Annotated in this window: 16 protein-coding genes; 13 read left to right on the top strand and 3 right to left on the bottom strand. The window is 36.7% G+C overall.

The genetic code is table 11. The features are described 5' to 3' along the window. Positions 1-280: 280 nt before the first annotated feature. From AC6IWN_RS11060 to AC6IWN_RS11050, 3 genes are all read left to right on the top strand, one after another. Entirely contained in the window at positions 281-856 is a 576-nt protein-coding gene (locus tag AC6IWN_RS11060; protein ID WP_497987476.1) for a zinc metalloprotease, read from the top strand. 196 nt (positions 857-1,052) lie between these two features. Further along, positions 1,053-1,541, top strand: coding sequence for a dCMP deaminase family protein (locus AC6IWN_RS11055; RefSeq protein ID WP_497987475.1), 489 nt, complete (start codon positions 1,053-1,055; stop codon positions 1,539-1,541). A gap of 304 nt (positions 1,542-1,845) precedes the next feature. Continuing rightward, on the top strand, positions 1,846-2,067 hold the full coding sequence (locus tag AC6IWN_RS11050) for a hypothetical protein (RefSeq protein WP_497987474.1): 222 nt from the start codon (positions 1,846-1,848) through the stop codon (positions 2,065-2,067). A 140-nt stretch (positions 2,068-2,207) separates the two neighbouring features. Here the strand turns inward: AC6IWN_RS11050 and aroA are convergent, their stop codons facing one another. From aroA to aroF, 3 genes are all read right to left on the bottom strand, one after another. Then, positions 2,208-3,503 carry a 3-phosphoshikimate 1-carboxyvinyltransferase gene (gene aroA / locus AC6IWN_RS11045; RefSeq protein ID WP_497987473.1) on the bottom strand — a complete coding sequence of 432 codons (1,296 nt, stop codon included), beginning with the start codon at positions 3,501-3,503 and terminating at the stop codon, positions 2,208-2,210. 204 nt (positions 3,504-3,707) lie between these two features. Next, the gene (locus AC6IWN_RS11040) at positions 3,708-4,844 is read right to left on the bottom strand and encodes a prephenate dehydrogenase/arogenate dehydrogenase family protein (protein WP_497987472.1); all 1,137 of its coding nucleotides are present in this window, start codon (positions 4,842-4,844) and stop codon (positions 3,708-3,710) included. A gap of 28 nt (positions 4,845-4,872) precedes the next feature. Next, a complete protein-coding gene (gene aroF / locus AC6IWN_RS11035) occupies positions 4,873-5,886 on the bottom strand; it encodes a 3-deoxy-7-phosphoheptulonate synthase (RefSeq protein WP_497987471.1) in 1,014 nt (337 codons plus the stop codon). 393 nt (positions 5,887-6,279) lie between these two features. On the opposite strand from aroF, the gene fusA reads away from it, so the two are divergent. The 10 genes from fusA to ung all read left to right on the top strand — a co-directional run bounded on the left by fusA (position 6,280) and on the right by ung (position 18,203). After that, entirely contained in the window at positions 6,280-8,367 is a 2,088-nt protein-coding gene (fusA, locus tag AC6IWN_RS11030) for an elongation factor G (protein WP_497987470.1), read from the top strand. Positions 8,368-8,517: 150 nt separating this feature from the next. Beyond that, positions 8,518-10,293: a DUF4153 domain-containing protein gene (locus tag AC6IWN_RS11025; protein ID WP_497987469.1), complete on the top strand. Its 1,776-nt coding sequence runs from the start codon at positions 8,518-8,520 to the stop codon at positions 10,291-10,293. A 346-nt stretch (positions 10,294-10,639) separates the two neighbouring features. Next, on the top strand, positions 10,640-11,455 hold the full coding sequence (locus AC6IWN_RS11020; protein WP_497987468.1) for a transporter substrate-binding domain-containing protein: 816 nt from the start codon (positions 10,640-10,642) through the stop codon (positions 11,453-11,455). Positions 11,456-11,559: 104 nt separating this feature from the next. Then, entirely contained in the window at positions 11,560-12,288 is a 729-nt protein-coding gene (locus AC6IWN_RS11015) for an amino acid ABC transporter permease (protein WP_497987467.1), read from the top strand. 15 nt (positions 12,289-12,303) lie between these two features. Continuing rightward, a complete protein-coding gene (locus tag AC6IWN_RS11010; RefSeq protein ID WP_497987466.1) occupies positions 12,304-13,041 on the top strand; it encodes an amino acid ABC transporter ATP-binding protein in 738 nt (245 codons plus the stop codon). Between the two features lie 513 nt (positions 13,042-13,554). After that, positions 13,555-14,016, top strand: a complete 462-nt coding sequence (locus tag AC6IWN_RS11005) for a chemotaxis protein CheW (RefSeq protein ID WP_497987465.1) — start codon at positions 13,555-13,557, stop codon at positions 14,014-14,016. A 36-nt stretch (positions 14,017-14,052) separates the two neighbouring features. Then, a complete protein-coding gene (locus tag AC6IWN_RS11000; RefSeq protein WP_497987464.1) occupies positions 14,053-16,122 on the top strand; it encodes a hypothetical protein in 2,070 nt (689 codons plus the stop codon). After that, a complete protein-coding gene (hisH, locus tag AC6IWN_RS10995; protein WP_497987463.1) occupies positions 16,106-16,711 on the top strand; it encodes an imidazole glycerol phosphate synthase subunit HisH in 606 nt (201 codons plus the stop codon). The genes AC6IWN_RS11000 and hisH overlap by 17 nt, the downstream gene beginning before the upstream one ends. A 42-nt stretch (positions 16,712-16,753) precedes the next feature. Next, on the top strand, positions 16,754-17,515 hold the full coding sequence (gene hisF, locus AC6IWN_RS10990; RefSeq protein WP_497987462.1) for an imidazole glycerol phosphate synthase subunit HisF: 762 nt from the start codon (positions 16,754-16,756) through the stop codon (positions 17,513-17,515). 19 nt (positions 17,516-17,534) lie between these two features. Next, positions 17,535-18,203: a uracil-DNA glycosylase gene (gene ung / locus AC6IWN_RS10985; RefSeq protein WP_497987461.1), complete on the top strand. Its 669-nt coding sequence runs from the start codon at positions 17,535-17,537 to the stop codon at positions 18,201-18,203. The last annotated feature ends 265 nt before the right edge of the window (positions 18,204-18,468 follow it).

The raw sequence follows: 18,468 nt of genomic DNA, 5'->3' as shown, positions 1-18,468 counted from the left end.
AACATCTTAAATTAGTATAACTGGCTTGAACTTGTTTATTTCCTTAATCTTATATATATAATGTCTTACACTTGTATGATTATAATGGTGAGTTTTTTTCGATATCAAATACAACATAACTGGAATTGCATAAGAAAAAAATATTAATAGTTGACGATATCTCTGCGTAGAATTAGATAAAATATATCCATTTGAAAGTGAAATTAATTATATTTCATAGGGTGTACGTGAAGGGAGAGAAGTAGCCATAAATTATGTAGACTATATTTATGATTCTAATTTGGAAGGTTGGAACGGCGTATCAAGTTGTACCTACTTTATAGAGGCAACAGCGAATAATATTATATATGTGCAAGCAATTTTATCTGCAATCAGTTCATGGATAGATGCTACAAAGAAGAATTCACCTAATGCCAAGGTTAAATTTATTCGGGTATACAATGCATCAAATGCAACTGTTATGTTTCGGGCATTACGGTCATTCCCACAACCGATATCACCGACTGCGCTAGCCTATACAATGTTTTATAAGCAGTTAAATGGTATTCAAACACCGGCAACCGAGTTAGGAGTTCGACCAATTTGTGATTGGACAAATTGTATTGTTGTTATGAAAACAGATTTATTATTACCGAGAGCTACCAGAACCGCTTGTCATGAGTTAGGACACTGTTTAGGACTGGATCATCCAATTCCGGGTCATATCCTGCCTATTGGAGATCATAGAAGCATCATGTATCCATATAATTCGGAGATACCAAAGGAATTTATAGCGACCACACCAACTGAGAATGATCGATTACAGATAGAAAGAAAATACACTATCAAATATATAAAATTAGATTCATTAAGATAATAAATATTAATGCTACATACTTTTGGAATTAATTTAATTAGGAAAAGATATTTTATTGATTTCCATACGTAATGTTATAAGTATAAATCATAATTCCGTAAAGAAAAAAGATTTACAACTGCTTAAACTCATAGTAATATCAGTTATAGATGAATTGAATTTTAGTTTTGGTATCATTTGCAAAGGAGGAACTCCCATGGAAAGAAGAGAAAAGGCAAATTATTATTTGGATTTAGCGGAGGTGGTTTCAAAAAGAGGAACCTGTCTTCGAAGACATTATGGAGCTGTTATTGTAAAAAATGATGAAGTTATTTCAACGGGTTACGTAGGCTCACCAAGAGGAAGAAAGAATTGCTCTGATCTTGGAACCTGTGTGCGTGAGAAAATGAATATACCCAGAGGGGAACGATACGAGCTCTGTCGAAGTGTTCATGCTGAGGCAAATGCGATCATTAGTGCATCAAGGGATAAGATGATTGGCAGTTCTCTTTATCTGGCAGGTACTGAAGTAAAAACCGGAGCTTATATTGAGAATTCCTGCTGTTGTTCGATGTGTAAACGTTTGGTAATCAATGCCGGTATTGATAGAGTGATTATCCGCGATTCGAAGGATGAGTTCCGTGTAATAGAAGTAAATGATTGGATTGAGAATGACGAATCCTTACTTGGATCATTCGGTTATTAATCAGATTATAAAGGAATCTAAGGGATATAACTTTGGTGGTGACTAAAGTTATATCCCATATTTTTTGTCAGTGCATATACTTCTTTATGATTTGGAGTGATCGATAGATATAGATTGAGTGATAACGATTCGTTTGCATATTTAGGGTGGAATAATGAACGAAATAGCATTATCATTGGTAAATATGCTGTAAAAAATATAAAATATAAATACAATATTGTGAAAAAATTATAAATAATTGAATATATTTGATTGGGAATGTGGATAATAATGATAGATAAAATTTTGGAAGGGGATGAATGATATGATTAAAATCATGGATATTAAATCGGAAGTAGACCTTCAATCAAAACATCCACATGTCAAAGCACAGTATAGATCAGAAGATAGACCACAAGTTAAAAATAGTATTGAGCATGAATTGTTTTATCAACAACATGGAAGATATCCGGATGTTGAAGAGGATGCCATTCCCGAGGAAATAAGTGATAGAGCGATGGAAATTGAAGAATATTTGTCAAAATGATGTTGTATGATACTCCTTAGAATACTTACTAGAGACAAACGAGAAAAACCAAATTTATGATTTGCTATTAACAGAAAGTCATGAATGAAGGGGCTGTAGTTGAATTATAATTAACTACAGCCCCTTTGGTTTGTCAATTCTTACTGAAGCATTTTTAAATCGCTATAAAAATTCGGATAAGAGATGTCAACGCATTCTGCTTCGAGGATATTGGTCTCACCCTCTGCTAGCAAGCTTGCAATCGCAAAGCTCATTGCGATTCGGTGATCTACTTTGCTTTCAATCGTCGCACCATGTAGCGTCTTTTCTCCGGTAATAATCATTCCATCTTCAGTGCCTACGATATCTGCCCCCATTTTTGAGAGGTTGTCAACCATAACATCGATACGATTGGATTCTTTAACCTTTAGTTCTGCTGCATCCTTGATAATTGTTTGACCCTTAGCAAAGCAAGCCAGTATTGCAATGATTGGTATCTCGTCAATTAAGGTAGGAATGATATCGCCACCAATCTCGATGCCATGAAGTTCGCTATGCTTTACGACGATATCAGCAACCGGTTCTCCTCCATTATCAATTACATTTTCAAGACGGATATCCCCACCCATCTGGCGACATACACGGATAATTCCATCTCTTGTTGGATTAATCCCAACATTTTTTATCACGATTTCTGAGTTTGGGATAATTAAACCGGCTACGATAAAGTAGGCAGCAGAGGAGATATCGCCGGGAACATTGATTTTTCTTCCGATTAACTTTGGATTTGGTTGTATAGTTGCAGTGTTTCCGCTCGATGTGACATTAGCGCCGAATTCAGTTAACATAAGTTCAGTATGATTTCGGGATAGTGATGGTTCAGTGACAGAGGTTTCCCCTTCAGCGTATAGTCCGGCTAAAAGTACACTTGATTTAATCTGAGCGGATGCAACCGGGGAGATATACTGGATACCTTTTAATCTTGATTGTGATTCACAAGATTCATTTATAATAAGAGGGGAACGGTCATTCCCGTTAAGGCTCTTAATATCTGCACCCATCAAGGTAAGTGGATTCATGATTCTACCCATTGGTCTCTTTTGAATGGATTCATCCCCGTTTAGTGTTACGGAAAACGGCTGACCGGATAGGATACCGGAGATGAGTCGCATCGTAGTTCCGCTATTACCTACATCAAGCATATCCTTCGGCTTAGTCAGTCCGTGCAGCCCTTTGCCATGAATGATTACTTGACCCTTAGTGGCATTATTTATGATATCGATTCCTAGCTGGCGAAAGCAACGTATTGTTGATAGACAATCCGCACCTTGTAGAAAATTAGTAACTTCGGTTGTACCTTCTGCCAAGGCACCAAACATCACAGCACGGTGCGATATGGATTTGTCTCCTGGTACTGTAACTGTTCCTTTTAAGGGCCCGCCTTTTTGAAATATCATCGTGTATTCTCCTAACATTTATTATTGATAGAGGTAATAATGAAGCAAACTATTTAATGATTTGTAATTTGTAAAATGGACTAATAAAATCAACATATACTAAAATAATTTTGAAAAATAATAATTTACTATATATTAATATTTTAAGAATTCCTCATAATAATATTTTATAACTATATATACTTATATCTTCAAGTAAAACAATTATTTTCGTTCGTAGATGTGATAATTATAACGTGCAAGAAGAGAAACAGCTTTTTCTTGCGCATCCTCTCCATAGAATTCAATTCTGAGTACGCCCTCTTCGAATTCTCTATTATGAATAATTCCGATATTTTTAATGCTGATTTGGTTGCTTGCTAATAGAGTAGCTATCGTTGCGATTGCACCAGCCTCGTCCATGATATCCAAATAGATTTCAAACATTTTCTTCATTAATCCAATGGATTTGTTTGGAATCGCACTGCGATACTCTCCGGCCGCATCAAACATCTTGTACAAATAATCTTCATCCATATGAACAAGAGCGTTGGAGGCCTCCTGCAAGGAAGCAATATAGCGATCCAGAAGATTCTTGATATCTTTGGCGTTTGTTAAACAAATATTCTGCCACATAATCGGGGAGGAGGAAGCGATACGTGTAATATCCTTGAAACCTCCGGCAGCGAGTGCCCTCATGTTCTCCGTCTCATCATCAGATTCTCGAACAAGATTTACAAGCTGAGCAGCAATGATATGTGGAACATGGCTGATGGCAGCGGTGATTTTATCATGTTCATAAGGATCAAGAACAATCGGAATAGAACCCATTTTTTCAACCAAACCGTGTAGAAGAGTTACCATTTTCTCTGGTGCAGTTTGAGAAGGTGTGAGTATGTAATAGGCATTTTCCATCAGCAATGCATAGGAGTTTAGGTAACCGGTTTTTTCAGAGCCTGTCATCGGATGTCCTCCAATGAACTGAGCCTCCATACCAAGCTCTTTTACAGCCGTATGGATATTACCCTTAACGCTACCCACATCGGTTAAGATGCAGGTGGGTTTTAATATGGGCTTTAATTGCTTTAAGTAATTGATATTTGATAGGACAGGGGCACATAAAAACAGAAGATCACATTCGGGAAAGTGTTCCTCTAGAGAACTGGTAATTGCATTCAGCACTCCATCAGATTGAGCAGCCAATAAATCGGCGCTTGGTTTATCTTTGTGATAATCATAGGCGAAGAGATAGAAACTACTGTCTATCTTTTTTAATGCCCTGGCGATGGAACCGCCGATTAATCCAAATCCAACAAAACCAATTTTAAATTCGCTCTTAAAATCACTTTCTAAATCGTTCATGAATACCTCCTGATTTTTATGTTTTATATTAAAATTTCTTTCCCATGAGCTCCACAAGAGGGGATAACTCTTTCATCAATTTCTCGAACTGATCAAAGTTAAGAGATTGTGGACCATCCGATAATGCGACAGCAGGATTAGGGTGAGTTTCAATCATCAAACCGTCAGCCCCGACTGCGATAGCACTTTTTGCAAGAGGTTTCACATAAGCACGAACACCGGTTGCATGGCTAGGGTCTACGATAATCGGTAAATGGCTCTTTTCCTTAATAACCGGAATGGCACTGATGTCTAATGTATTTCTGGTCGCCGTTTCAAAAGTACGTATACCACGTTCACATAATACTACATTTGGGTTACCTTCCGCAATAATATATTCGGAAGCATTCAACCATTCATCGATGGTTGCGGACAAACCACGTTTTAAAAGTACCGGTAAACCTGACTTTCCGGCTTCTTTTAATAGATAAAAGTTTTGCATGTTTCTGGCTCCGATTTGAAGCATATCTACATATTTTACTGCTGCCTCGATTGCATTTAAACTGGTTACTTCGCAGATAACAGGAAGACCGGTTTCTTCTCTGGCTTCTTTCATATATTGAAGTCCTTCTTCCTCAAGTCCTTGGAAAGCGTAGGGAGAGGTTCTAGGTTTGAAAGCGCCACCTCGGAGAATGTGAGCACCTGCCTTTTTGATCGCATGAGCGGTGGCTAGAAGCTGCTCCTTGCTCTCTACCGCGCAGGGACCTGACATTACAATCATAGAATCTCCGCCAATTGACACATTTCCAACCTTAACGATAGAAGGCTCCGGGTGGAACTTCTTGTTCGCCAGTTTATAGCTCTCAGTTACAGGCACAATACGTTCTACATCCTCAAATATTTCAAGGTTCTGATCCAAAAGTTTAGACTTGTCACCAACAACCCCAATGATAGTAACTTCCTTACCCGCGGAGATGTGAGCATCAAGTCCATTCGTTTCAATAATATTTTTAATTTGTTCGATTGACTCTGCTTTCGCATGAGGTTTCATAACAATAATCATACATTTTCATCCTTTCTTGTTTCAATAAATTGATATGTATCGGACATTTACTTCGTTGTAAATAGTACTCCGATTTATAATTAATGCTACATAAATATATTAAATCAAAGATCAATCATTCTTTATAGCATCGATATCTTGATTTGAAATTATACTCTGAATGATTCCCGGTGTCAATACTCTATTACTTTAAAGTGTTACGGTTTAAAGTGGAAAAGAAAGTAAAATGTCAATATTTCCAAAAAACTATTGTAAAACAAATTCACTTCTAGTAAAATATACTAAGAAGTATTTATGGGTGATTATATGTATTTACTAACAAATTCATCGAATTATCAGAAAATTTGTTAACCCAGATAACCTACTTACTATTCGCGTATTGGAGGAAAGCTTATGAATGTTTACACTTCAGAAAAGATCCGCAATGTTGTTTTGTTAGGCCACGGTGGCTGTGGTAAGACTACTTTAGTCGAAGCCATAGCGTATACAACAGGAATACTCAAACGTCAGGGAAAAGTAGAAGAGGGAAATACAATCAGTGATTACGACAAGGAAGAACAAAAGAGATTATTCTCCATCAGCACTACGGTAGTGCCGATACTATTTGAGGATATCAAAATTAATTTGTTTGATACTCCGGGGTATTTTGATTTCGTCGGAGAAGTAGAGGAAGCTTTGGCAGTTGCCGATGCAGCAGTCATTGTGGTTTCGGCAAAAGCAGGAGTGGAAGTCGGAACAATGAAGGCATGGGAATTCTGTGAAAAGTATAGTTTACCTAGGATATTTTTTGTAACAGATATGGACGATGATAATGCAAGCTATCGTGAAGTGGTGGAGAGATTAACAGAACTTTATGGTAAGAAGATAGCACCGTTTCATATTCCGATTCGAGAAAATGAAAAATTTGTAGGATTCGTTAATGTTGTAAAGATGGCGGGAAGAAAGTTTACTATTGCCAGTAATTATGAAGAATGTGAGATTCCCGATTATAGCAAGGAAAATCTTTCGAAAACCAGAGAAGCTTTACTGGATGCAGTTGCTGAAACCAGCGAGGAATTGATGGAAAAGTACTTCGCAGGTGAAGAGTTTACACAGGAAGAGATCTCTGTTGCACTTCGAAATAATGTAATAGATGGCTCCGTTGTACCGGTTATGATGGGCTCCGGTGTACATGCCCAGGGTACAACAATGTTATTACAAGCGATCGAAAAATACTTTCCCGACCCAACAAAGATGAAGGTAAGCGGAACCAATACAAAAACCGGTAGTGAATTTGCTGGAGATTATGATTCATCAAAGGCGTTTTCAGCGAGAGTGTTTAAGACGATTGCCGATCCATTTATCGGTAAGTTCTCATTATTCAAGATTTGCTCTGGTGTGATAAGGTCAGATTCGCTTATATTTAATACGGACAAGGAGTCAGAAGAAAAAGTCAATCGCCTCTATGTATTAAGAGGTAAGGAGCAGATTGAGGTTCAGGAGCTTCATGCAGGTGATATTGGTGCTCTCGGAAAATTAAGTGAAACTGTAACCGGAGACACATTGTCAACGAAAGCAAACCCGATTAGTTATGAACGCATATCGGTTGCAACGCCTTATACGTATCAACGCTTTAAGACGAAAAACAAGGGCGATGATGATAAGGTTTCACAGGCCCTTAGTAAACTAATGGATGAGGATTTAACCTTAAAATTAATAAATGATAAAGAGAATAGACAAACTTTATTATATGGTATCGGTGATCAGCAATTAGATGTAGTTGTGAATAAACTCTTATCAAAGTATAAAGTAGATATTGAAGTGATGAAGCCAAGAATACCGTTTCGCGAAACGATTCGCAAGAAGGTTCGTGTACAGGGTAAATATAAGAAACAGTCCGGAGGCCATGGTCAATACGGTGATGTTCATATTGAGTTTGAACCTTCGGGTGACAGCGAGAAGGCTTTTATCTTTGAAGAGAAAATCTTTGGAGGTTCTGTTCCTAGAAACTTCTTCCCGGCGGTGGAAAAAGGAATTGCAGATTCTGTAGTAAAGGGACCGGTAGCCGGATATCCAGTGGTTGGCCTAAAAGCAACCTTAGTGGACGGCTCTTATCATCCGGTTGATTCTTCAGAAATGGCATTTAAGATGGCAACGATACAAGCATTTAAACAAGGATTTATGGAAGCATCCCCAGTTCTTCTTGAGCCAATTGCATCGTTAAAGGTCACTGTTCCGGACAAGTTCACCGGTGATATCATGGGTGATCTGAATAAAAGGCGTGGTAGGGTTCTCGGTATGAATCCGATAGCAGGAGGCAAGCAGGAGATCGAAGCAGATATTCCGATGTCGGAACTGTATGGTTATTCTACAGATCTTCGTTCTATGACGGGTGGCAGTGGTGAGTTTGAATATGAATTTGCACGTTATGAACAGGCACCATCCGATGTTCAGCAAAAAGTTATGGATGAGAATGCAAGAGAAGAACAAACCGAAGGTTAATAATTGAGCAGTATTTTGTTCGATATCTGAAAATTTTGAATGTATTAAGTGGAATATTTTTGCGTAATATAATTGAGCTTTTGCTTTTAGGGAATAATCTATTTAGCAAAAGCTCTTTTGTTTGTACTGAGTAGAAAGGACGGAAAAAATTTGAACATTACTTCAATGTTAGGAACGAGATGGAAGAATATAACTGATACAGTTTTGCGTTTTCCTATGACAGTTCTCTTATTAGTAATAGCGGCTGTTATGAACTGGATGGCTATTGGGAAGATGATATATGACGAGTTTAATTCAGGAGTACAAGAGAACCCGCAGCTATTTACCAAACTTTTTGTTGCTTTTTTACTTGGAGCAATGGTGAGTGCGATAGGTCAGATGATATTTGAACGGTTATTTTCATCGAAGATTTATCGATTCATTTATATGGGAATCGCTGTGTTATCGGTTTTGATTTATTATCTGGCTATTCATAATATGAATTTTAATGGCACGAGAGTATTCATCCGAACAGAAGTGTTATTCTTTATTCTGTTCATTCTTTTTCTATGGATACCGGTTATGCGTAGCAAATATAATATAAATCAAAGCTTTATGGCCACGTTTAAAGCCTTCTTTTTATCAATTTTCTTTACCGGTGTTCTTTATCTTGGAGTTGTGTTGATTCTTGCTACATTTAGCGAGTTAATTCTACCACTAGATGACTTAGGTTATGAATATTCCGCAACAATTGTATTTGTGATTCTGGCTCCAATTTATTTTTTGAGTTTAATTCCGAGATATCAAATAGGGGAAGAAGAACGAACAGAGAAGCATATTTCATCATCGAAGTTTTTAGAGGTTTTAATCTCCTATATTATAGTTCCTATTACTATAATCTTCACTATTATATTACTGATCTATATATTGATCAATATAACTGGAGAGTTCTGGACGGATAGTCTGATGGAACCACTTTTGGTTTCCTACTCCTTAACGATGATTCTCGTTTACTTACTTGCCTGCAATCTAGAAAATGTAATAATAAAATATTTTCGATTAATTTTTCCAAAGATCCTAATACCGGTAGTTCTGTTTCAAACATTATCATCAATTATGAAAATAAATGATGTGGGAGTTACTTATGGACGTTATTATAGTATTTTGTTCGGTGTATTTGCTGTGGTAGCCGGGTTTGTCTTTTCCTTAGCACCTTTAAGAAAGAATGGTATCATCGCACCTGTCTTGATCGCTTTGTCAATTATATCGATACTTCCACCAATAGATGCTTTTACCCTGAGTTCGAACGTGCAATCCTCTCGTTTAAAGGAAGTGCTTATTAAAAATGATATGTTAAAAGAAGGGACAATAGTAGCAAACTCCGATGTGTCTGAAAAAGATAAGAAGATTATTACCTCCTCAGTAGCCTATTTGGATCGAGTAGATGAATTGAAAAGAATACCCTGGCTTTCAACCTACCAGAAATCCGAGGATTTTGCAGCAGTATTTGGATTTGATCAATACGGATATGATAAAAGTAACAATAAATATATTGATATCTCAAGAGAAAAAAATATACCGATTTCGATAAGTGGATATGATTATCTGATAACCGCATATATTAACACAAAAGATGATGATGTTTTACTTGGTAATTTCAACTATAATAACAAAGTATATTCTGTTAAGGCGGAAGGGAAATATCGGGATAAGAGTATTGTCATAGAGCAGGACAATAAAAAGCTGATCTCTTATCAAGTTAAGGAAATTTTTGCAAAATTCAATGATTCAACCGAAAAAACAATAGCTACCAATGAAGAAATGACATTTAACAAGCAGAATAATAAAGCTGTGTTGACTTTGATAGCAAATTCTGTGAATATGGATGATTCTAATAGAGAAACGGAACATCTCGTAGATCTTTACATTTTAGTTGATATAAAGTAAAGATTAAGTATAAAATAATACCATTTCAAAGGATTTTGAGAGGAGCCGAAAATAAGGGGATTAGGTAATAAATAAAAGATTTTTATTTAACTCTATATTGTTTTTTGCAATTGACAGATAACAGACTATATTGTAAACTAGTGACATGAGAAAGACTAGCGTTGCATAGTAAGTTAGACATCAAAGTTTAACCTGAGGAGACTCAGGTTTTTTCATTGAGAACGCATCCACCACAAGCAGGGAATTCCATAGCGGTTTTTTATGCAAAGCGAGAAAAACTTATGCTGGTCAGAAATGGTTTATGATTTACAGAGATTTATTTTTTATATTTGGAGGAGAAGATGATATGAAGAGAAAATTATCATTATTAATTGTGCTTGCTATGTTTACAACTATTGTTGCAGCAGGTTGTGCAAAAAAGGATGACAATACGTTTAAAGTAGGTATGGAAGCAGCATACGCACCATTTAACTGGACTCAAGTTGATAACTCAAATGGTGGTGTTCCGATTCAAGGTACAAAAGAATTTGCGGGCGGATATGATGTAGAGATTGCGAAGAAAATCGCGGACAAGTTAGGTAAGAAACTTGTTGTTGTGAAGACACAATGGGAAGGTTTATTACCAGCTGTGCAATCAGGAAAGATTGATGCAATTATTGCAGGTATGTCCCCGACAGCAAAGAGAATGAAATCAATTGATTTCTCAGACAAGTACTATACTTCTAATCTTGTTATGGTAGTACAAAAGGGCGGCGCTTATGAGAAAGCAACCTCTATTCAAGATTTTAACGGAGCAAAGATTACCGGACAGTTAGGAACGTTTCATTATACAGTAATCGATCAGATTAACGGTGTCAAAAAACAAACAGCGATGAAAGATTTCTCAGCAATGAGAGTATCTCTCGAAGCAGGCAAAATCGACGGGTATGTATCCGAATATCCGGAAGGGGTAAGTGCATCCACAGCAAATCCAAAGCTTGCCATGGTTCAATTTGGAGACAAGGGATTCAAAGCTTCACCAGAAGATGTTGCAATTGCGGTTGGTCTTAAGAAGAAGAGTAAGCTTACGGATACGATTAATGAAGTATTAGCAGGCGTATCAGAACAAGAACGCAAAGAAATCATGGATACAGCAATTAAAAATCAACCATCAGGAAAATAATGATGTAAATTCAGAGGCTGTCCCAAAACACATTACATCTTTGGGGCAGCCTTTTTCTTGTTAAATATTCAAGATCCTTAGAAAGAAAGGTTTGGTAGATTTATATGTTACAAAAAATTATTGATACATTTGTGAATTATTACCCTTTATTCCTTCGTGGTGCCGGGTTAACCTTACTCATATCAATCATTGGTACGATAATCGGATCGGTGATCGGCTTGGGCGTTGGCACGATAAGAACAATACCGGTTCCGGATAAAGGTGTAAAAAGATATGTCTTAAAGTTCATATTCGCTATTATTACGGTTTATGTAGAGTTGTTCCGAGGTACTCCAATGATCGTTCAGGCGATGGTTATTTTCTACGGTTCAGCTATTATGTTTGGTATCGATATGAATACAACGGTTGCAGCACTATTTATCGTATCCGTTAATACCGGTGCATATACCTCAGAGATTGTTCGCGGTGGAATTATCTCCATCGATAAGGGACAGTTTGAAGCAGCTCATGCGATTGGTATGAATCATGCTAAGACCATGATGAATGTAGTGTTACCGCAGGTGTTACGTAATATCTTACCGGCTCTTGGTAATGAGTTCGTTATTAATATTAAGGATACCTCTGTATTAAATGTTATCGCTGTATCCGAACTGTATTTCCAGACAAGTTCCGTCGTAAGTAATACCTATGACTTCTTTGTTCCTTTCACCATTGCAAGTATTATTTATTTAATTATGACTCTTACAGTTACCCGTATTTTACGTCTGATTGAACGTAAATTAGACGGACCGGACAGCTATAAAGTGATTCCGGGCAACCAGATGCAGGTATAATAGAGGGAGGGTAATATGGAAAAAGTAATTGATATCAAACACTTAAGCAAATCCTTTGGTCAAAATGAGATTCTTAAGGATATTGATTTTTCAGTAGATAAGTGTGAGGTTGTTTGCATTATTGGTGCTTCCGGCTCCGGTAAATCAACACTTTTACGTTGTATCAATCTTCTTGAAAAGCCAAGTGGCGGAGAGATTGTTTATAACGGTGAAAATATTCTAGATGATAAGCATGATATCTATGAGTATAGAACAAAACTGGGTATGGTGTTCCAGCAATTTAATTTATTTAATAACCATGATGTACTCAGTAATTGTATGGTAGGACAAATTAAGGTATTAAAGCGTTCCAAAGCGGAAGCGGAAAAAGTTGCAATGAAATATCTAACCGTTGTAGGAATGGATACGTTTATTAACGCTAAACCGAAGCAATTATCCGGTGGTCAAAAACAGCGAGTGGCGATTGCAAGAGCATTATCCATGGAACCTGACGTGTTATTATTTGATGAGCCTACTTCAGCACTTGATCCTGAGATGGTAGGTGAAGTATTAAATGTAATGAAGGAACTGGCTAAAACCGGATTAACAATGCTTGTTGTAACGCATGAGATGGGTTTTGCAAGAGATGTCTCAAATCGAGTTGTATTTATGGATAAGGGTGTTATTGCAGAAGAAGGAACACCGGAACAGATATTTAACAATCCAACACAGGATAGAACAAAGGAATTCTTAAAGAGAATATTATCTGAATAAATGACTGAAGAACCGTTAGGGGATGTTGCAAAATAATAATTCGTAGGAATAATGTTATATTGCCATAATGCACTGTTTGGAAGACAACATTCATATTTTGTATTTTGAAGGCGAACTTTTATGTACGATTACGAAATACAAAATATGAATGTTGTTCTTCCGATCTGTATGTGAGGCAATTAATATTGTTCCTTCATAGAATTATTATTTTGCAACATCCCTTTTAAGTTATTGATATATGTCATATTGCAACAACGAAAAGCGTGTATTATACGAAACCTAGTTATCATGTTACCCCAATGTATAGGTGAAATTCAGTATAAAGGTTTATGAATATGGTGCCGATATCAATATTGTAAAATTATAATATTTGATATACATACATTTCCTTTTTCCTATTACCTTGCACTTTACAAATAGTGAGATTGACACTATAATGAATTATACGGATTTATGTAAATTATAATCAAAACGTGACGAAATGAGCAAATATCCTTTATTGGAGGGGAACTTATGGAAATGGATATAATGAATGAAAGTGCGTTAAAGGAAATAGAGATTCTTGAGTTTAGAGCAGGTGGAAATAAGTATGGAATCGGTGTTGATGAGATTAGAGAAATTCTATCTTATACATCAAAACCTACCCCTGTACCACATGCACATCCTTTTGTTGAAGGAATTATTATGCCGAGGGATTTTATCATTACAGTTATAGATTTTAATAAGTGCTTTGATTTGGTTAGTGATGCAGAACTGAAAAGCCAAATGATTATTAATACTGGTTTTGGAGATAAAAATATTGCAATTCATGTGGATGGGGTGAATGGAATCCACAGACAATCGGAAGCGGATATTATTACATACACTTCCGAAGAGGAACATTCTGAATTTGTGACAGGATATATATTGAAGGATGATAACAAGGTTGAACTGGTAGATTATATCAAGTTATTTCAATCCATTAATCCGGATTAATATTTATTAATTATCAATTAAGTGGACGGTGCTTGAATGGCAAAATGTAAAATGTGTGAAACAGAAATACCAAATGGAAAAGAATATTGTGATAGCTGTCAACAGAAGGAGGATGCTAGATCCAACGAGAGTTACCTGGATAGCTTATTAAATTCCGTTAAAAACACCGAGCCTGATACGGAGGCGATTTATAATAAGTCGCAGGAAATATCATCACAGGATATAGGTTCAGAGAAGCTTCCTACGAACGAATACTCCGGATATGAAGGGGTTGAGGAAGGGGATGAGTTTGATCTGGGCGATTTTGATCAGCTCTCTTTTGATGAAGATTTATCAGATTTTGATATGAATGATATCATCAGTGACAAAGATTTATTCGGTTATTCAATTCCGACTCATGATCAGCTGCGTAAGGATGGAGCATTTGCAAGTGTAGATGATTCGTCAGAGAAAGAAAATGTGGAAACCAACGCAGAGATATCCACTGAAGACGGCGCTACAGAAGCGGAGTATTATTCAGATGATGATAGTTCTGATGATAAGGATATTTATGCTGAAGAGGATATGCCTTCTGAAATAAATCCACTTTTAGATAATGATAGCTTTTCTGATATAGCGGTTGCTTCCACAGCTGATATAGATGAGGAAGAAGCTTATAAGGAAGAATTGCATGGGGAAGACCTTTCTACTGAAAACAATAATGAAGACTTTGGTGACAATAACGTGAATGAGGAAGAAATAGATAATTATAGTCAAGAAGATGATTATGATGCAGATTTTAACGATTTATTGAATGGTTTGGATGCCTTCTCGGGAGAGCAACCAATAGAAGATACCAGCAACGAAATTCCTGATAATTTGGATTTGGCTGGAAGGCAGAAAGAGCTTGAGAATAATGAGTCTGAGAATGATTTTAGTCAAGAAAATGAATCGGATGACTTACTATCCTTATTAAATCAGATCTCTTCCGATGATCCGGTTGCCGAGGATGTAAAAGCAATTGAGGAATTAATGAATGGCGAAATAGATAAGAAGAAAGGTGATGCCCCTTCGGATGTGGGAGAGGTATTTTCTGATGCATTAAAAGCGGTATCAAATTTAAATGATCCAAATCTCAACGAAGATGAGATATTCGGGAAGTTAGAAGAAGAGAAAGAAAAAAAAGGCAAGAAAAAGAAGGAAAAGAAAAAACGCAAAAATGATAAATCAGTGAAAGCTGAAGTGGATGATTCCGAAGAACAGCCAAAAAAAAGCTGGTTTCAGCGTTTGTTTGGTAATGTTAAAGATGAAAATTCTAAGACCAATGAGAATGAAGATGACCTATTTGCAGAAACATCTGGGCTAGAGCCGCTTGAAGAAAAGCCTAAAAAGGAAAAGGAACCCAAAGCCAAGAAAAAATCGAAAGATAAAAAGAAGGCCGGTAGTAACGATTCCGAAGAGGATGAAGAAGGCACTGAGAATAAAAATAAAAAGAAAAAGGAAAAAGTAAAGAAGCCGAAAGAGAAAAAGCAGAAAGAATTAATGCAGGTGATTGATGAAATCGATGAAGATGTCGGAAGAATTAATCGCATGGGAGCCGCAATTGTATTTGTATTCTTCGGACTATTAGCTTTATTATTATATGTAGGTTCTAATACAGTAAATTATTCGATTTCTATAAAACATGCATCAAATTATTTTGATAAGCAGAAATATACTCAAGCATATTATGAAGTGTATGGCGTAGATATTAAGGATGAAGATATCCAGCTCTACGAAAAAATAAAAACGGTTATGTTTGTAAATAAGGAACTAAACTCTTATAATAATTATTATATGATAAAGGAGTATCCGCAGGCATTAGATTCTTTGTTAAAAGGATTGAAAAGATATGATAAATATATTAAACTTGCCGATATGCTGGGTATTAAGACTGATATGAATTATGTAAGAGTACAGATTCTGGCTGAACTGAAAAGAGTATTCAATCTATCGGAAAAGCAAGCGATGAGCATGATAAAAATTGAGAATATGAAGGAATACAGCTTAAAAGTATATGATGTTGTTTTAGAAAATAAAGATAATTTGCAAAGTAAAGGGATGAAGAAGAATGATAGCAATAATTGATTATGATGCAGGTAATTTAAAAAGCGTTGAAAAAGCTTTAATTCACTTAGGAGAAAAAGCCGTAATAACCAGAGATAAAGAGCAGTTATTGAATGCAGATAAGGTTATCCTTCCGGGTGTCGGAAGCTTTGGTGATGCAATGAATAAACTACATCATTATCAATTAGTTGATACAATTAAAGAAGTAGTCTCCAAAGGCACTCCATTTCTTGGTATTTGCTTAGGGCTGCAGCTTTTATTTGAACGAAGTGATGAATGTGAAGGTGTGGAGGGATTGTCGATAATCAAGGGTGACATTCTTAAAATACCGGATTGTGAAGGATTAAAGATACCTCATATGGGATGGAATTCTCTCTCATTCAACTCGAATGCAACTTTGTTTAAAGGGATTCCTGACGGATCTTATGTGTATTTTGTACATTCCTATTATTTAAAAGCCAAAGAGGAAGCGGATGTTGCCGCTACCACTCACTACAGTACATTGATTCATGCAGCTATAGAAAAAGATAATGTATATGCATGCCAATTTCATCCTGAGAAGAGCGGTGACGTTGGACTAACAATACTGAAGAACTTTGCTGCTTTATAATTCGGAATGGATACGCTAAATATGCGTAGGAATGGAGGTTACATGTTTACAAAAAGAATTATTCCATGCTTGGATGTTCATAATGGTCGTGTTGTAAAGGGGATTAATTTTGTAAATCTGCGTGATGCAGGAGATCCCGTTGAGGTAGGTGCTGCATATGACAAGGCAGGCGCAGACGAACTCGTATTTTTAGATATCACTGCTTCATCAGATGCCAGAACGATAAAGCTTGATATGGTACGTAGAGTTGCTGAGACTGTATTTATTCCTTTTACCGTGGGTGGAGGAATCCGAACAGTTGATGATTTTAAGCTGATATTAAGAGAAGGAGCGGATAAGATCGCTGTAAATACGGCAGCCATCCTAAATCCTACCTTAATCAGTGAAGCAGCGGATAAATTCGGAAGCCAATGTGTAGTACTTGCAATCGATGCAAAGCGAAGAGCAGACGGTACCGGCTGGAACATTTATAAGAATGGCGGACGTGTTGATATGGGAATAGATGCCGTTGAATGGGCGATGAAGGCCTGTGAATTGGGCGCGGGAGAAATTCTTCTTACCAGCATGGACTGTGACGGTACAAAAGATGGATATGATCTAGACTTGACAAGAGTGATTTCGGAAAATGTACCGGTTCCGGTAATTGCGTCCGGCGGAGCAGGCACGATGGATCATTTTTATGATGCATTAACGGAAGGGAAAGCAGATGCGGCTTTAGCAGCTTCCTTATTCCACTATAAAGAAATGGAAATAATGGATTTAAAACACTATCTCAGTGGTAAAGGTGTAAGCGTAAGAATTTAAATTGAAATGAGGATATAATTTGAGTATGATCAATAATGATTGGCTTCCGTCAATAGGCGAAGAATTTAAAAAGCCATATTACACGGAGCTTGATCAGTTTGTAAAATCGGAATATGGGAATACAGTGGTGTATCCAAATTCTGATGATATCTTTAATGCCTTTCACTTTACACCGTTAAGTCAGGTTAAGGTAGTAATTCTTGGTCAGGATCCCTATCATAATGAAGGACAAGCTCATGGATTAAGCTTCTCCGTTAAGCCACAGGTAGACATTCCACCTTCATTGGTAAACATATATAAGGAGTTAAACCAGGATGTGGGTTGTTACATACCGAAGCACGGCTACTTGGAAAAATGGGCCAGACAAGGCATCTTATTGTTGAATACCGTACTTACAGTTCGTGCTCACCAGGCAAATTCCCATCACGGCAAGGGCTGGGAGAAGTTTACCGATGCGGTTATCCAGGCCGTCAATGCACAGGATTGTCCGGTTGTGTTCCTTCTATGGGGCAAACCCGCTCAGATGAAGAAGTCCATGTTAACCAATCCAAAGCATTTGATATTAGAAGCACCTCACCCGAGCCCTTTATCGGCTTATCGAGGATTCTTGGGTTGTAAACATTTCAGTAAGGTGAATGAATTCCTGGTATCAAACGGAATTGAGCCGATTGATTGGCAGATCGATTGAGGTGATTTTATCATTAAAGATATCTACTCAATTGGTTGATTGTATTTTTTGAAAATTTTAATAAAGCAATATCATGCATAATTGATAGAACATAAAGAATAGTTCAGTCCAAATGCACAAATTATGTCATCATCACAGATGGCGTAATTTGTGCATTTTAGTTTTTATGGACCACGCATTAAGTTGTCATTATATAGCAATCCTCAAGCAGTATTTATTTTATAAATCAAGGAATAATAACGTTAAAGAATCTTTTGTTTACGTT

This window comes from Variimorphobacter sp. HTMS_6 (genome assembly GCF_059717775.1).
This window is presented reverse-complemented; position numbering and strand designations above follow the sequence as displayed.